At 44.9% G+C, this 14,121-nt stretch carries 12 protein-coding genes; 1 reads left to right on the top strand and 11 read right to left on the bottom strand.

All coding sequences use genetic code 11. The features are described from left to right. Nucleotides 1–471: 471 nt before the first annotated feature. From KT99_RS08490 to KT99_RS08475, 4 genes are all read right to left on the bottom strand, one after another. Nucleotides 472–1,317: a tetratricopeptide repeat protein gene (locus tag KT99_RS08490; protein ID WP_005498975.1), complete on the bottom strand. Its 846-nt coding sequence runs from the start codon at nt 1,315–1,317 to the stop codon at nt 472–474. Nucleotides 1,318–1,472: 155 nt separating this feature from the next. Continuing rightward, nucleotides 1,473–3,389, bottom strand: coding sequence for a molecular chaperone HtpG (gene htpG / locus KT99_RS08485; protein ID WP_005498974.1), 1,917 nt, complete (start codon nt 3,387–3,389; stop codon nt 1,473–1,475). Nucleotides 3,390–3,608: 219 nt separating this feature from the next. Then, entirely contained in the window at nt 3,609–4,208 is a 600-nt protein-coding gene (gene recR, locus KT99_RS08480) for a recombination mediator RecR (RefSeq protein WP_005498972.1), read from the bottom strand. A gap of 352 nt (nt 4,209–4,560) precedes the next feature. Continuing rightward, a complete protein-coding gene (locus tag KT99_RS08475; RefSeq protein ID WP_040571760.1) occupies nt 4,561–6,168 on the bottom strand; it encodes a methyl-accepting chemotaxis protein in 1,608 nt (535 codons plus the stop codon). 155 nt (nt 6,169–6,323) lie between these two features. Between KT99_RS08475 and KT99_RS21960 the strand changes: the two genes are divergently transcribed. Next, nucleotides 6,324–6,461, top strand: coding sequence for a hypothetical protein (locus KT99_RS21960; RefSeq protein ID WP_157752191.1), 138 nt, complete (start codon nt 6,324–6,326; stop codon nt 6,459–6,461). Nucleotides 6,462–6,625: 164 nt separating this feature from the next. Here KT99_RS21960 and KT99_RS08470 read toward each other — a convergent pair whose 3' ends face one another. The 7 genes from KT99_RS08470 to KT99_RS08440 form a co-directional block, all read right to left on the bottom strand. Beyond that, the gene (locus KT99_RS08470) at nt 6,626–6,955 is read right to left on the bottom strand and encodes a YbaB/EbfC family nucleoid-associated protein (protein WP_005498969.1); all 330 of its coding nucleotides are present in this window, start codon (nt 6,953–6,955) and stop codon (nt 6,626–6,628) included. Between the two features lie 84 nt (nt 6,956–7,039). Next, nucleotides 7,040–9,688 (bottom strand): DNA polymerase III subunit gamma/tau, encoded by a 2,649-nt coding sequence (gene dnaX / locus KT99_RS08465; protein ID WP_005498961.1) that lies wholly within the window; start codon nt 9,686–9,688, stop codon nt 7,040–7,042. Between the two features lie 211 nt (nt 9,689–9,899). Continuing rightward, nucleotides 9,900–10,451, bottom strand: a complete 552-nt coding sequence (apt, locus tag KT99_RS08460; protein ID WP_198402007.1) for an adenine phosphoribosyltransferase — start codon at nt 10,449–10,451, stop codon at nt 9,900–9,902. Between the two features lie 203 nt (nt 10,452–10,654). Beyond that, complete coding sequence (locus tag KT99_RS08455) at nt 10,655–11,023, bottom strand: YbaN family protein (protein ID WP_005498958.1); 369 nt, start codon at nt 11,021–11,023, stop codon at nt 10,655–10,657. Between the two features lie 899 nt (nt 11,024–11,922). Next, the gene (locus KT99_RS08450; protein WP_005498955.1) at nt 11,923–12,666 is read right to left on the bottom strand and encodes an HvfC family RiPP maturation protein; all 744 of its coding nucleotides are present in this window, start codon (nt 12,664–12,666) and stop codon (nt 11,923–11,925) included. Then, nucleotides 12,666–13,502, bottom strand: a complete 837-nt coding sequence (locus KT99_RS08445) for an HvfB family MNIO-type RiPP peptide maturase (protein WP_005498954.1) — start codon at nt 13,500–13,502, stop codon at nt 12,666–12,668. The genes KT99_RS08450 and KT99_RS08445 overlap by 1 nt, the downstream gene beginning before the upstream one ends. Before the next feature lie 137 nt (nt 13,503–13,639). Next, the gene (locus KT99_RS08440; protein WP_005498953.1) at nt 13,640–14,068 is read right to left on the bottom strand and encodes an HvfA family oxazolone/thioamide-modified RiPP metallophore; all 429 of its coding nucleotides are present in this window, start codon (nt 14,066–14,068) and stop codon (nt 13,640–13,642) included. Nucleotides 14,069–14,121 lie beyond the last annotated feature (53 nt).

Raw genomic sequence — 14,121 nt, 5'->3', positions numbered from 1 at the left:
CCGAGTAAGTATCTGATCATTCAGCGGGAGTTCAAAGCGCTGTAGGCAAGGCGAATGTTTGAAGCTAATAGTTATTCTCGGCAACAGGCTCCTGCGTTGCTCTACCTCCTGCATCTGACCTCCATGGAAGGAGGAAATGTCTTATTTTGTATGGAACAAAATAGACCATGCAGTCGTATATCGAGAACATTCAACGTAGCATAAAGGGCTTTGCCCTTTGCTTTAAACATCGGCCGTACTGCGTGAGGCTCTCAGTGTTTCCACTTCTGTGTTACATTGACTTAAAAGGGAATAACCATTTCCTCATCAATGTGCCTTGAATTGAAAAAACTGAGAGCCTCTGAACTGACCAGATACTTATATGGAATGGTATTAATCATTAGACATTGGCCTGATAGACAATCATGTCTAATCAGACCACATAGGATCGGTTTATTATGTTTGATTTTAGTACTGAATTTGAACTCAATATCAATACAATAAACTGTATAACTTACGGCGATACTGATTTGCCAGCTGATGTCCCTGACCTAATGCAGTCAAAATTTCCAGAAACAGCTTTTTAACATCACCATTCTCAATCGAAATATCTTTAGATAGAGGAGCAAATAGGAGTGCCAGTGCTTCTTCATCTCTTTTTGCCTGATGAAGCCCCTTAACTAAGTCTAGCAATAGAGAGACATTATCAGGCTCACTATCACAAGCCAGCTGTAATTGACGGATCTCAGGGGTATCGGCAGCATCCAGTGCCAGCGCTAATTTAGCTTTCAGAGTTTGATAGTAGCCGTCCTGATCTGCCAGGCCCACACAGCCTAACAACTCCACCACTAAGGTAAGATCGCCTGCCATCAGCTCAGCATCGGCGTACACTAAGGCGATTTCAGCATTTGGCGATTCGCTATAAGCATCCCTTAACAAGTGAAGCGCCGCTTGAACATCTTCATCCACGAGCAAAGCCTTGGCTTGGTTTAGCTTAAGCTGCCACTGGGCCGGAAGATGCTTATCTAACATCTCGGTGATCTGCCTCTCATCTTGCGTACCCGAAAAACCATCTATTGGCTTGCCTTCGCTGAGCACTAAGGTCGTGGGGATGTCCTTAATTTGAAAATAATTGGCGATCTCCTTCTCGCTGTCACAATCAATTTTTGCTAACACAAAACGGCCAGCTTGTTGCTGGGCCATGGAGACCAATGTCTGACTTAAAGTGATACTTTCCGGACTTTGATTAGACCAGAAACAGAGCACAACAACTTGCTCTGCCGACGCATCGACGATTTGCTGAATATTCTCTTTGGTTATATCTAGAACAGTTTCCATAACAATCCTTTTATCTGTTTATACGGGCACTCATTCTCGTCTCCATAATGCTGACCTTCAAGGAAACGCGTGATAAATGCCGCAGATATAAAAAAGGCAGACCCCTAATACTACCCGAGTACTAGATGCTCTGCCTTCTCAATGATTAGGGCTGATTAATTAAGTTTAGCCAACAACATCTGGTTCATCAGCTTGATGAAGGCTGATGGATCTACCAGGCTACCTTTCTCTGATAGCTGGGCCTGTTGCAATAATAACTCGACCCATTGAGCAAATACGGCTTCATCTTGCTCATCATTAAGACGCGCAACCAGAGGATGCTCAGGATTAATCTCAAATATAGGCTTACTTTCCGGTGCAGCTTGTCCGGCAGCCTCCATCAATTTAATCATCTGAGTCGACATATCACCTTCACTCGCGACGACACACGCTGGGGTATCGGTAAGACGAGTGGTCACTTTCACTGCAGACACCTTGTCACCCAGTGAATCTTTAACACGTTTCACCAAACCTTCCGACTCAGTTTCTAACTTCTCCTGAGCTTCTTTTTCAGCAGCATCTTCGAGATCACCAAGTTCAAGATCACCACGAGTCACCGAGTGCAGCTGCTTACCGTCGAAATCTGTAAGGTGATTGACCAACCACTCATCGATGCGCTCAGACATCAAGAGGACCTCGATACCTTTCTTGCGTAGCAACTCAAGATGCGGGCTATTGGCAGCCGCGTCATGGCTATCTGCGACTATGTAGTAGATCTTACTTTGACCTTCCTGCATACGGCCGATGTAATCGGCGAGAGAAACCGTCGGTGTCGCTTCTTGGGTATGAGTCGATGCGAAGCGTAACAAGCCGGCTACACGCTCCTTGTTTACCATATCTTCGGCTGGGCCTTCTTTTAGCACCTGACCAAATTCAGCCCAGAATGTCTGATACTTCTCAGCATCATTCTTAGCCAGCTTCTCCAGCATGCCGAGTGCGCGCTTAGTCACCGCGGTTCTCAGTGCTGTCGTCACCTTGTTTTCTTGTAAAATTTCACGAGACACGTTCAAGGGTAGATCGTTTGAGTCTATTATTCCCTGCATGAAACGCAGGTAACTCGGCATAAACTGCTCGGCATCATCCATCACGAACACGCGCTGGACGAACAGTTTCAGACCATGCTTACGGTCACGGTTCCACATATCCCAAGGCGCTTTCGATGGAATATACAGTAAGCTGGTGTATTCCTGCTTGCCTTCGACCCGGTTATGGCTCCATGAAAGAGGCCCAGTAAAATCGTGAGAGATATGTTTATAAAACTCCTCATACTCCTCTTTGGAGATATCGCTCTTGTTACGGGTCCAAAGGGCAGTTGCCTTATTCATCGGCTTCCAAGAACCTTCTACTGCGGCCACAGCTTCTTGATCTTCTGACGCTTCAATCGCAGGCGTACCCTCTTCGAACATTTCCACAGGGACTGAGATATGATCTGAATACTTAGTGATGATCGAACGCAGACGATATTCTTGAGCAAAATCTTGCTCGTCTTTGCGAAGGTGCAAGACGATTTCAGTTCCACGAGTCTCTTTAGTGATGTTTTCTACGGTAAAATCACCTTCTCCCGCCGATTCCCACAACACACCTTCATCGGCGCTGTGACCAGCGGCACGTGTACGCACAGTAACCTTATCGGCAACGATGAATGAGGAGTAGAAACCCACACCAAACTGACCTATGAGTTGTGAATCCTTAGTATCATCACCGGATAGGGTATTGAAAAATTCCGCAGTACCCGACTTAGCGATAGTGCCTAGGTTCTCAATCACACTGTCGCGGGTCATGCCTATGCCATTATCGCTGATAGTGATAGTGCCTTTATCTGCATCGGCACTGATACGCACTCTTAGCTCACCATCGCCTTCGTAGAGGGCATCATTAGTCAACGCTTCATAACGCAACTTGTCTGCAGCGTCGGCAGCGTTAGAGACCAATTCACGCAAGAAAATCTCTTTATTGGAATATAAAGAGTTAATCATCAAGTTTAATAGTTGTTTGACTTCAGTTTGAAAGCCATGAGTTTCTTGTTGTGACATGGATTGTTCCTTTATTGTATTTCACCAAACCTAACTCTTTATGGAGTTAAGCTTTATATGACGCAAAGTGTTTTATGAAAATAGAGATGGGGCTGGAATTTTGCATTTCAAGGGGAAAGAGGTAACTGGCGTTTAAATGGCTAAAAAAAACCAGTATTGTCGCAACAAATACTGGATTTATCTGGATCTGAAAACCTAAGACGGGGAATAGCATAAAAATTACAGCGGAAGACGACCATTAAAAGAAAGCGCTAACGTGGTACTATCGACATACTCAAGCTCACCGCCGACAGGGACTCCGTGAGCGATACGACTCACGATAACGTTATGACTCTTAGCTATATCGGCAATAAAGTGCGCCGTCGCATCCCCTTCCACCGTAGGATTGGTCGCTAAAATCAACTCGGCCACCTCACCAGAGGCTAAATGTTCTTCCAACAAAGCTAACCCTAGCTCATCAGGCCCAACACCGTCTAAAGGTGACAGGTGGCCAAGCAGAACAAAGTAACGCCCAGAAAAATGTCCACCGGCTTCGATAGCAAGCACGTCGGCAGGGGTTTCAACCACACAAATCACCTGAGATAGCCCGCGTTTGTGACTGGCACAAATCGGACAATGAACCTCTTCGGTGAAGGTGCGGCAGGATTGACAATGCCCCACATCACTCATCGCCTTTGACAGTGCCTGACTCAGGGATTGCCCCGCTTTTCGATCCCGTTCTAATAACTGAAATGCCATACGTTGAGCGGATTTAGGTCCAACGCCAGGTAAACATTTCAAAGTTTGGATCAACTCATCAACCAGGGGACTAAATTTCATTATCTAATAATACTCAAATTAAAACGGCATCTTCATGTCTGAAGCATAAAGAGCACTGATATGTGCTGATATGTGCTGATATGTGCTGATAAGTTATAAATAGGCATTGCTAAGCATCTCTCATCAAATTTAGCGCTGGATATTATCATAGAACCCTAAGGTTTTGGCCCCTATTTGTCCCTTAGTTAAACATCTATAACCTCTACTTGCTCGTAAAGTACGCCACTTATAGCAAAAGCCTGCAGCCTATTAGCCCTCTCGATACCTGCATACACACTCTAAAAACGAAGTAAGATAATTGGCTTCAAGTTCATAGAGTGTATAAACCTTAAAGATCACTAAGAGGGTAAGGTTAGACACGGAAACCGACTGTATAATTGCGTAACTGTTCTCCCATCTGTGAGAGATTGTCCGCCAGTTCCTGATTATTCGAGGCATTGTCACGAGTTTTCTGCGATGCGTCGGCCACATGTACGATACGCTGATTCATCTCCTCAGCGACACAACTCTGTTCTCTTGAGGCCGTTGCAATATGAGCATTCATCTCATTGATTGCAACAACAGCTTCGACGATTCGCTCTAGGGCATCATCAGCCTCTTGTACGTGCTTGACGCCTATAGATGCCTGCTTCTGGCCAGCGCTAATAGCCTGCACCGCTTGTTGTACTTGGCTTTGAAGTTTCTCAACCATCTGCTGAATTTCACTGGTCGATTTGGCTGTCCGTGCTGCAAGCCCACGCACTTCATCGGCAACTACCGCAAAACCACGACCAGCCTCTCCGGCCCGTGCAGCTTCTATGGCTGCGTTTAAAGCCAACAGATTCGTCTGATCTGCAATGCTGGATATTACATCTAGCACGGTACTAATCTCCTGACTATCGGCATCTAAGGTATGAATCACAGCCCCCACCGCTTGAACCTGCTGATTGAGTTTATCAATGGTTGTGGCTGCTCCGCCCATCACCTCACGTCCACGGTTAGCCTCCTGTTCGGCACGCTCAGTGTAGTCTGAGGCATGGGCACTACTACCCGCTACTTCTTGAATTGTGGCGGTGATCTCATTCATAGCCGTCGAGATCAGCTCGATCTCCTGATATTGTTGATCCATGCTGATGGCATTTTCGGTCGCGGCCCCTTTTAGTTGTAAGCTGGAAACACTTAACTGCTCGCTTGTTCTAACCACATTTATCAACATATCAGAAAAATCGTTTCGTGCCTCGTTATAATCGCGGTAGAGAGCCCCCATTTCATCATCATCATTATCATCCGCAGGTAACCGCTTGGTAAGATCTCCTTTGGCAATCTTCTGCAATCCTTCTCGTAGTGGCAGTAAGGGAGTCAGCAGGTACTTGTGCACATAAAGATACAGAATTCCAGAGAGCAGCATCAACAAGAAAATCAAGCCAAGGATAAGCTGCATCTTGCTAGTCGCACTGGCATTACTGGCTGTTTCCATCATAAGGACAACTTGATTCATTTCCTTTAGCAAAATAGGTGCACGTTGATGGAGCTCACCAATTAAATGACTCCGTTTTTCATTATGCTGATCTTTATCTCCTAGCAGCAGCAACGCTTGAATCCCCTCACGATATTTACTCCACAGTTTATTAACCTTCCCGAGTCGGCTCTTGATCTCTGGGGTCATGGGAGCAGAAATACCACGCTTTGTATCACCATTAAGTAACATGTTCATCGAAGACTCAAACAATTCAATCGCCTTTTTCACCCCTGTATCCCGCCCTACGCCAAACTGCAACAACAGAACTTCTTTGGCTACCAGTTGTGACAACATACGCTGTCGACCTGCAATATTAATGGTCGCAGCATCGGCTTGCATGTCATTGTATATAATCGCCATGGCACTAAATCCGAACAGAGCTAGAATGATATTTAGCATTAATAATTGTGCACTGATGCTCTTGAAGCCCATAGCTTGTAACAATCTTCTAATTATGTTCATTTTCTTTCTCTACAAAATTCTTTATTAATGTCTTCATTTTAGGTGTCGCCACAACATTGCCTTACTGTTCAATACAGTAGACACGAATTTTTCATTCTAATCTTATGGAGCCATCACAAAAAAATAATAATGAAAAAAAGACACGGAATATTTTCATGCTTATGAATAATAAGATCTATTCTGGTCTAATCGAGGTGAATACGAAAAGACAGTACCGCACTTATGCCAAAGAGTTTAAAGAAGAAGCTATCGGTTTCATCACCGAACAAGGCTATAGCGTCCCAATGCACTAAAGAGTACATAGAAATGAAGTTAAATTTAGGTATCTTGTGAAAAATAATGAGTAATACCAAATTAAGAATATAAAAAAGCCCAAGATATACTCGGGCTAATTTTGCCCCCTGTTAGACCCCACAGAATCAAACTAGGATAAGCAGTTGTTTACAAAAACTATTTATTAGAACGGCATCTTCATGCCTGGTGGTAACTGCATGCCACCTGTCACTTCAGCCATTCTCTCTTTTTGGCTCTCTTCGACACGGCGTGCTGCATCATTGCATGCTGCAGCGATAAGATCTTCTAGCATCTCTTTATCATCTTCTAACAGGCTAGGATCGATATCCACTTTACGTACACTGTGAGAACCTGTCATGGTAATTTTCACCAGACCCGCACCGGCTTCACCGGTCACTTCCATACGCGCGATCTCTTCTTGCGCTTTGGCCATTTTGTCTTGCATCTGTTGCGCCTGCTTCATCAGGTTACCCATACCGCCTTTTCCAAACATATCTATTTCTCTTCAATTAAGGGTCGAATAAAGTGGGCTCATCTTACTTAAATAATGTCGATAATCAATCAAAGCCGTACAAACTTATGACTGAGGTAACGCCTTAAAGTTCGACTTATCGATAAGCTCAATGGTATTTCCTTTTAAACTCAATAGCTCAGGTGCATAACTTAAGCTATCGTTTTCAAGCTCTGCTCCCATTTGGCTCATTAGCCATTGGACATTGGTGTCGGTTAACAAGCCTTGGCGCGCCTGTGCTTGGATCTCCCGATGAAAACGCTGACGCACTTCCAGTGGTGTCTCTCTGTCGCCATCGACTCCAACAGATATACTGACCTTAATCTCGGCGCCTAACACCTTGCCTAATGCTTCCTCTAACTGCACTATAGCTATCTCAGCAGCCAAGTGCTTCTGGATAGGTTTTAATAACAGAGACAAGGGCTCGGTAAACTCATGGCACACTGAGTTCACCGCTAATTGACGCACCCTGCCGCCGACATCGATAGCAGACATCAATCGATACCAGTTGAGATCGACCTCATTGCCTGTCACCTCGCCTTCACCCAGCGGGGGAAGCGGGTCAAATGACTGAGCTTGTATTTCAGTTTGTACCTGATCTTGTACAGGTACCTGGGCTTCTACTTGACTAGATACCATTGGATGAGTATCTGTGCCTTGCTCATCGCCACCTGAAGAGGTGGTATTCTCAGTAGCCGCGACTTCGACAGATTCCTCCCAGGGAGGCCTGTCTTCAATGGCTGTAGCTAAAACAGGCTGAGACTGAAGTGCAGCTTTAGCGTCTGACTTAACTTCAACTATAGCCTGACCGCCTAACGAAGACGGTGCTGCATCATCATTCTCGGCTTGAGGTTGGCGCTTAGGAGGGGCAAAATCCTTGCGCTGAACTTCAGGCTTTTTTCCAGCACTCTCCTCAGGCGTTTTGGCCAGATCGGTGAGCAGTGAGTCTCGCGCCGCTAAGACGGCGGCTAATATATCGTCTTCCAACTCAGTTCCAGCTTGAAAATCAGGCCCTTGGCCAGTAAGGCCAGAGCCTACATCTGACTGAGGCGAAGGAGTCACAGTCTGCTGAATAGGCTGTACATCATCGGCTACGGGCGTCTGGTAATCCCCTAGCTCTTGTTCATCTTGTTGAAAACCATATTGAGCATCGAAGTCTGCATCTTGGGCTAGCTGCTCAGGGCTCAACTCAGGCTGAGATAATTCAGATTGATTGCTGCCAGGCGGATTGACCTTACTAGGGTCTTCAGGCGGACTTAACCTTACTGCTTTATCGTCTAAATGAGTGGTCTCGGCTTGGCTATCAGGCTCGGCAGTGTTTAGACTACTCGGCTCCACCCCCTGGCTCGATGCCTGACTTAAAATGAGGGCTTGTTCGCTATTAAGCGCAAGTAAATCATCGGTCTCATCATCTGGCTCAGCTTGAGGAATTACGGCGGCCTCAGGCTTAGAAACAAGCTCAGGAACTGGCTCAGAGACGGGCTCTTTTTGAACTTCAGTTGGCTGGCCATTTGAATTATCTTGACTAACAGGTTTGTCTTTAGCTTCCGGCTGTTGAGGATTATCCTGTCCGGTTACGCGTTCTGGGATGATCACTTTAGCAGGTTTATCCACGACCCAACGGGTCACCGGCGTTTCAGGCACGAAGGAGACGGCCCTAAGCAGCGCCATCTCTAATCCAGATTTTGGGTCTGGCGCATGGGGAAGATCTTTTCTCCCCGTTAACAATAACTGATAATAAAGTTGTACTTGTTCGGGACTGAGTTGCTCTGCGAAAGCCTTAATCTGCTCACTATAAATGGAAAGCTGAGCCGCTGCGGGGGCAAACTGACTTAAGGTTATTTGATGTAATAATTCCAGTAGGCTTCTGAGCACTTCCTCTGGGTCGGCGCCAAAGGATAAAATCTGGCCGATCATCCGCATCAAATTCTCGATATCCCCTTGAACTAAGGCGTTAAACAAGGAAAGTACATGTTTCTCATCGATACTGCCAAGCATGGTCTGTACCTGAGTCAGCTGTACAGTACCGGCACCAAAAGCAATGGCCTGGTCCGTAAGACTCAGGGCATCTCGCATACTGCCATTGGCCGCTTTAGCCAACAGTGTCAATGCAGCGTGATCGAAGGTGAGCTGCTCTTGAGTAAGCACATAGGACAGTTGCGCTGAAATTTCATCCTGAGTCAGGCTTTTTAAATTAAATTGCAGACAACGAGACAGAACCGTCACAGGCAGACGCTGAGGATCTGTGGTCGCTAGTAGAAACTTTACATGCTCAGGTGGCTCTTCGAGCGTCTTTAACAATGCATTGAAACTGCTGCGCGATAGCATGTGCACCTCATCGATGAGATACACCTTGAATCGGCCTCGACTAGGACGGTACTGCACATTATCGAGCAGTTCCCTAGTATCATCGACTTTAGTTCGCGAAGCCGCATCGACTTCGATAAGATCCACAAAACGCCCTTCGGCTATTTCAACACAGCTGGAACATTGACCACATGGAGAGGCTGTGATCCCCTGTTCACAGTTTAACCCTTTAGCGAATAGCCGAGCTAAGCTGGTTTTACCCACACCTCGAGTGCCGGAAAACAGGTAAGCATGATGTAATCTTTGCTGAGTGAGCGCATTGGTTAATGCAAGTAAAACGTGAGACTGACCAACCATTTGTTCAAATGTGGCAGGGCGCCATTTTCTGGCCAACACCTGATATGACATGGAACTCCCCAAAGTGTCGTTGAGTAAATTCGGGAGCACGCTCCTGAGTAATCTGCACCATAACATGCCATGTTAAAAGGCGCTACTGAGGAGCATTTTATAACCAGAACCAAGATGATTAACTTGACCTGCTACCTCTGGAATATCAAGATAAACCAGAAGCAACATGGTTAACTTGACCAGCTACTTCTGGAATATATTGTACGCTGGATTATTCACCATCAAATTCACACAAGGTAACCAGTTTAAGATCCATGGCTTCGAGACGCTTCTCACCACCGAGATCGGGCAGAGAGATAACAAACGCAGCATGGTTAACTTGACCACCTAGTTTACGGATCAACTTGACAGTCGCTTCGATCGTACCGCCCGTTGCAAGTAAATCATCGACCACTAACACTTTATCGTCAGCTGAGATTGCATCGACATGCAGTTCCAGAACATCTTGACCATATTCGAGATCATAGCTCTGAGAAATCGTCTCACGTGGTAATTTACCCGGCTTACGTACAGGTATAAAACCGACACCTAATGCCAAGGCTAAAGGCGCCCCGAACAGGAAGCCACGAGCTTCTGTACCCACTATTTTGGTAAACCCTTGATCTTTGTACTCCTCAGCCAGGAGTTCTATGCTTGCTCTGTAAGCTACAGGCTCTTCAAGCAAACTTGTCACATCTCTGAAAAAGATCCCGGCTTTCGGGTAATCTGGAATTGTTTTTATGCTCTGTTTTATCAATGCTAAGCTGTCTTTGTTCATGACCATCATCTTTTAGTTTGGCCGGCAAATCTCGCCAGCTTTAAAAAAGCCGGCTAACAGCTTATGTGTCTTTGGGCATACTTGCAACAATCTCCCCGACTAATTAGGACAATAATTACGCATTGGGTCACAATTTAGCGATATATTCTAAAGAAAAAGCCGATACTGAGTTTTCTGTATAAAGATGACGTGTAAAAGAGTGTCTGGTATTAATCGTCTAGTTCGGGGATCTGCTTGAGAAAAAAACCTAGGCCGAGGGCGAAGCAAAGCAGCATCAGTTTTACCCATATTAATGGCACTATGGCTATGCTAACGGCAAAACTGAGTCCACTGACAATATAGGCCTTCTTCTTTAGCCCTTTACGGATCCCTCTGTTCTGCGCCCAATCATGCAACGCTTCTGAAAACCAGGGATGAGTCATCAGCCAATTGTGTAGCCGATCGCTAGAGCGAGCGAAACAGAAGGCGGCGAGTAAGATAAAAGGTACGGTAGGTAGTATTGGAAGCGGGATCCCCAGCAAGCCAAGCGCCAAACTGCATAATCCACAAATCAAATAAAAACCACGTTTAAAAGCCATTATTTCCCTTACTCTACTTACTCAAATATTTACTTAACTAGTTTTGTTAAAATCAAAAAAGTCCAAAAAAAACCACTCCAAAGAGTGGTTAGTTTACCCAAACAAGTGCCGGGTATCTAGACTTGTATTACGCTAATTATACCATTCCGAGTAAGTATCTGATCATTCAGCGGGAGTTCAAAGCACTGTAGGCAAGGCGAATGTTTGAAGCTAATAGTTATTCTCGGCAACAAGCTCCTGCGTTGCTCTCGATAATGGCTCCTGCATTATTCTACCTTCACCCGTCCATGGGCTCGTACCTCCTGCATCTGACCTCCATGGAAGGAGGAAATGTCTTATTTTGTATGGAACAAAATAGACCATGCAGTCGTATATCGAGAACATTCAACGTAGCATAAAGGGCTTTGCCCTTTGCTTTAAACATCAGCCGCACTGCGTGAGGCTCTCAGTGTTTTCACTTCGGTGTTACATTGACTTAAAAGGGAATAACCATTTCCTCATCAATGGGCCTTGAATTGAAAAAGCTGAGAGTCTCTGAACTGACCAGATACTTATATGGAATGGTATTAAATTAGTCCGGAAATTTTCAACCAAGCTAAGGTCGCAGGCAACGTTGGGATCATCATGACTAAGATGAAACCAATGAAATAGATGATGTTAAATGGATCTTTAAATGGCTGACTCATAACTTCCTCGCTCAATCACTCGGGTAATTTTATTGATCTAGATCAATTTTTGGCAATATTATAGAGATTTGTCCATAGTTTAGGAAGCAGTATTTAATCTTTTACCGACTTAAGTAGCTTCGATTATGATTTTATTAAGAATAATGATAGCTATTAATGTCAATCAGCTACTCTAGCTTAATGAACCAAGCCAAATCACCTCATTCAAGTCCATTAAGCCAAGTATTGTTTCACCACCCCCTTGGCAGCGAGATCAGCTAACATCTGCCCACAACCTTGAGTTAATACGTCATCAGCCATCTGTGGGTAAGTCTGTTTTAGCCAAGTCAGCAGATGGTCGAAACTGACAGTTTCATGTTGGGACAGGTAACCCAGTACTTGTGCTGTTAAGGGGTTGAGTTGCAAAAAAATCACGACCTCTTGCCCATCGCGATATAAGCAAAATTGCTGCGGACTCTCGGTGGGGGTATCGGGTCGATAATCTTCACTTACTCGCTGAACATCGAAGCTATATTGCAACACTTTAGCCGTATCAGACAAACACAATGCCACTTGCGCTATCGGCCCTTTGATATCTTGGTGCAAGGGATTATCTTTAGCGACGGCCACGACCAACTCCATATATTCATAATGAGCCAGTTCGATAATAAATACAGGATCACGGTCTGTTAACTGATATTCAGACTGAAGAAAAATGACAAATTCATGAGCTATTTCAATAAATATCGGTGTCTGACAATCATGAGTCACAAAAAAATCTTGGATCAGTGTCAACCAGTCTTCTTCAGAGTATAAACTGTGCAACACGGGGAATGCACTGGTGACAAATCCATTGATATTATTGAAAAACAGATCCCGATATATCTTCATCCGCCGGGCTTCTGTGCCCTTAGGTAATGGGCGTGAAGGTTGCTTGATATAATCGATAAATGACTGTTGAATCACATCAAATTTCATCATACGCTCCTTGAAAACTGAGACAAACCTGTCTCTTGGTATCGATGAATTTTATCTATTTCCTTAAGCAACACCTGTGTCTCAGGAATATTAAAATCCCTCTCTAGCAAGGTAGGATGTACTCCGTGTACTTGATAACAGGTTTGAAGTAACTGCCATACAGGCGATACAATATCGGCTCCATGGGTGTCAACTAGGATATCTTTTGCTTCTTCAAAATGGCCAGCTATATGGAGATAGGCGACACGCTCCGTCGGCATGGCTCTTAAGAACTCATCGGCATCGTACTGATGATTAATTGAGTTCACATAGATGTTATTCACATCGAGAAGCATTTTACAATCAGCTTCACCGAGCACAGCAGTGACAAATTCGAGCTCACTCATCTCGGCACCTGGCGCCGTGTAAAAAGAAACATTCTCCAGGATAAGCGGCCTCTCTATAACATCTTCAACTTGCTTTACACGCTTGACAACATGCTTGACCGCCTCCTCGGTAAACGGGATTGGCATAAGATCATACATGTGTCCCGCCCCCGAACAGTAGCTAAGATGTTCAGAGTAAATCTCGATATTGTGCTCGTCCAAAAAGGCTTTCACATTCTTAATGAACTCCATATCTAAGGGTGCAGGCCCACCGATAGACAAAGATAAACCATGACAGAAAAAAGGCTTACTCTCAGTAAGTTGCCTAAGTTGTCGACCATACTTTCCTCCTAATGTCATCCAGTTCTCCGGGGCAACCTCGAAAAAATCGATAGCATCTGCAATAGAGTCGCAAAATTCATCCAACATCTCACGCCTCAAGCCTAATCCCACCTTGGCTCGCTCTGTCATATTCACTCCAAAAAAACTTTGCTGACTATAGAAAATTTCAGTTTTATACTTGGATAAAAACAATTAAGGCCAGTATACACCGGCCTTAAATATCTATTCACTATCGTAAAGGCTAAGCCTCAACAGATAAAATTGACTTACATGTCACCGCCACACTTACCTTCTTTAGCTTTCTGCATGTCGCCGCCACACTTGCCTTCATTGGCTTTCTTCATGTCACCGCCACACTTGCCTTCACCACATTTTCCCTCTTTACCCTTCTTCATGTCACCGCCACACTTGCCTTCATTGGCTTTCTTCATGTCACCGCCACACTTGCCTTCATGGGCTGTCTTCATGTCGCCGCCACATTTGCCTTCTTTGCCCTTCTTCATGTCATCGCCACACTTGCCTTCTTTGCCCTTCTTCATGTCACCGCCACATTTACCTTCGCCATCGACAAGCTGGTAACCCGCTTCCATCTGGCTAAAACCAAATGGGTTGGCCTGAGCTTCACCGGCAAATGCCGAACCCATAACAATAGTACCAAGGGCAGCAGCAACAGCAGTTTTTTTAACTAAATTCATAATGTATTCCTTTAAAATCAATAAAGTAGTTTAGGTTACCAACTACACTGCAT

Origin of the sequence: Shewanella benthica KT99 (genome assembly GCF_000172075.1) — a bacterium.
GTDB lineage: Bacteria > Pseudomonadota > Gammaproteobacteria > Enterobacterales > Shewanellaceae > Shewanella > Shewanella benthica_A.
The sequence above is the reverse complement of the archived record's forward strand: the minus strand, read 5'-3'. Positions and strand labels throughout refer to the sequence as shown.

What these genes read in the sequence shown, in the direction of transcription:
- dnaX (WP_005498961.1), bottom strand. Translation starts at nt 9,688, where the DNA reads ATGTCATATCAGGTGTTGGCCAGAAAATGGCGCCCTGCCACATTTGAA.
- KT99_RS21960 (WP_157752191.1), top strand. Translation starts at nt 6,324, where the DNA reads ATGCTTATGAATAATAAGATCTATTCTGGTCTAATCGAGGTGAATACG.
- KT99_RS08455 (WP_005498958.1), bottom strand. Translation starts at nt 11,023, where the DNA reads ATGGCTTTTAAACGTGGTTTTTATTTGATTTGTGGATTATGCAGTTTG.
- htpG (WP_005498974.1), bottom strand. Translation starts at nt 3,389, where the DNA reads ATGTCACAACAAGAAACTCATGGCTTTCAAACTGAAGTCAAACAACTA.
- KT99_RS08490 (WP_005498975.1), bottom strand. Translation starts at nt 1,317, where the DNA reads ATGGAAACTGTTCTAGATATAACCAAAGAGAATATTCAGCAAATCGTC.
- KT99_RS08470 (WP_005498969.1), bottom strand. Translation starts at nt 6,955, where the DNA reads ATGTTTGGAAAAGGCGGTATGGGTAACCTGATGAAGCAGGCGCAACAG.
- apt (WP_198402007.1), bottom strand. Translation starts at nt 10,451, where the DNA reads ATGGTCATGAACAAAGACAGCTTAGCATTGATAAAACAGAGCATAAAA.
- KT99_RS08440 (WP_005498953.1), bottom strand. Translation starts at nt 14,068, where the DNA reads ATGAATTTAGTTAAAAAAACTGCTGTTGCTGCTGCCCTTGGTACTATT.
- KT99_RS08450 (WP_005498955.1), bottom strand. Translation starts at nt 12,666, where the DNA reads ATGAAATTTGATGTGATTCAACAGTCATTTATCGATTATATCAAGCAA.
- KT99_RS08445 (WP_005498954.1), bottom strand. Translation starts at nt 13,502, where the DNA reads ATGACAGAGCGAGCCAAGGTGGGATTAGGCTTGAGGCGTGAGATGTTG.
- recR (WP_005498972.1), bottom strand. Translation starts at nt 4,208, where the DNA reads ATGAAATTTAGTCCCCTGGTTGATGAGTTGATCCAAACTTTGAAATGT.
- KT99_RS08475 (WP_040571760.1), bottom strand. Translation starts at nt 6,168, where the DNA reads ATGAACATAATTAGAAGATTGTTACAAGCTATGGGCTTCAAGAGCATC.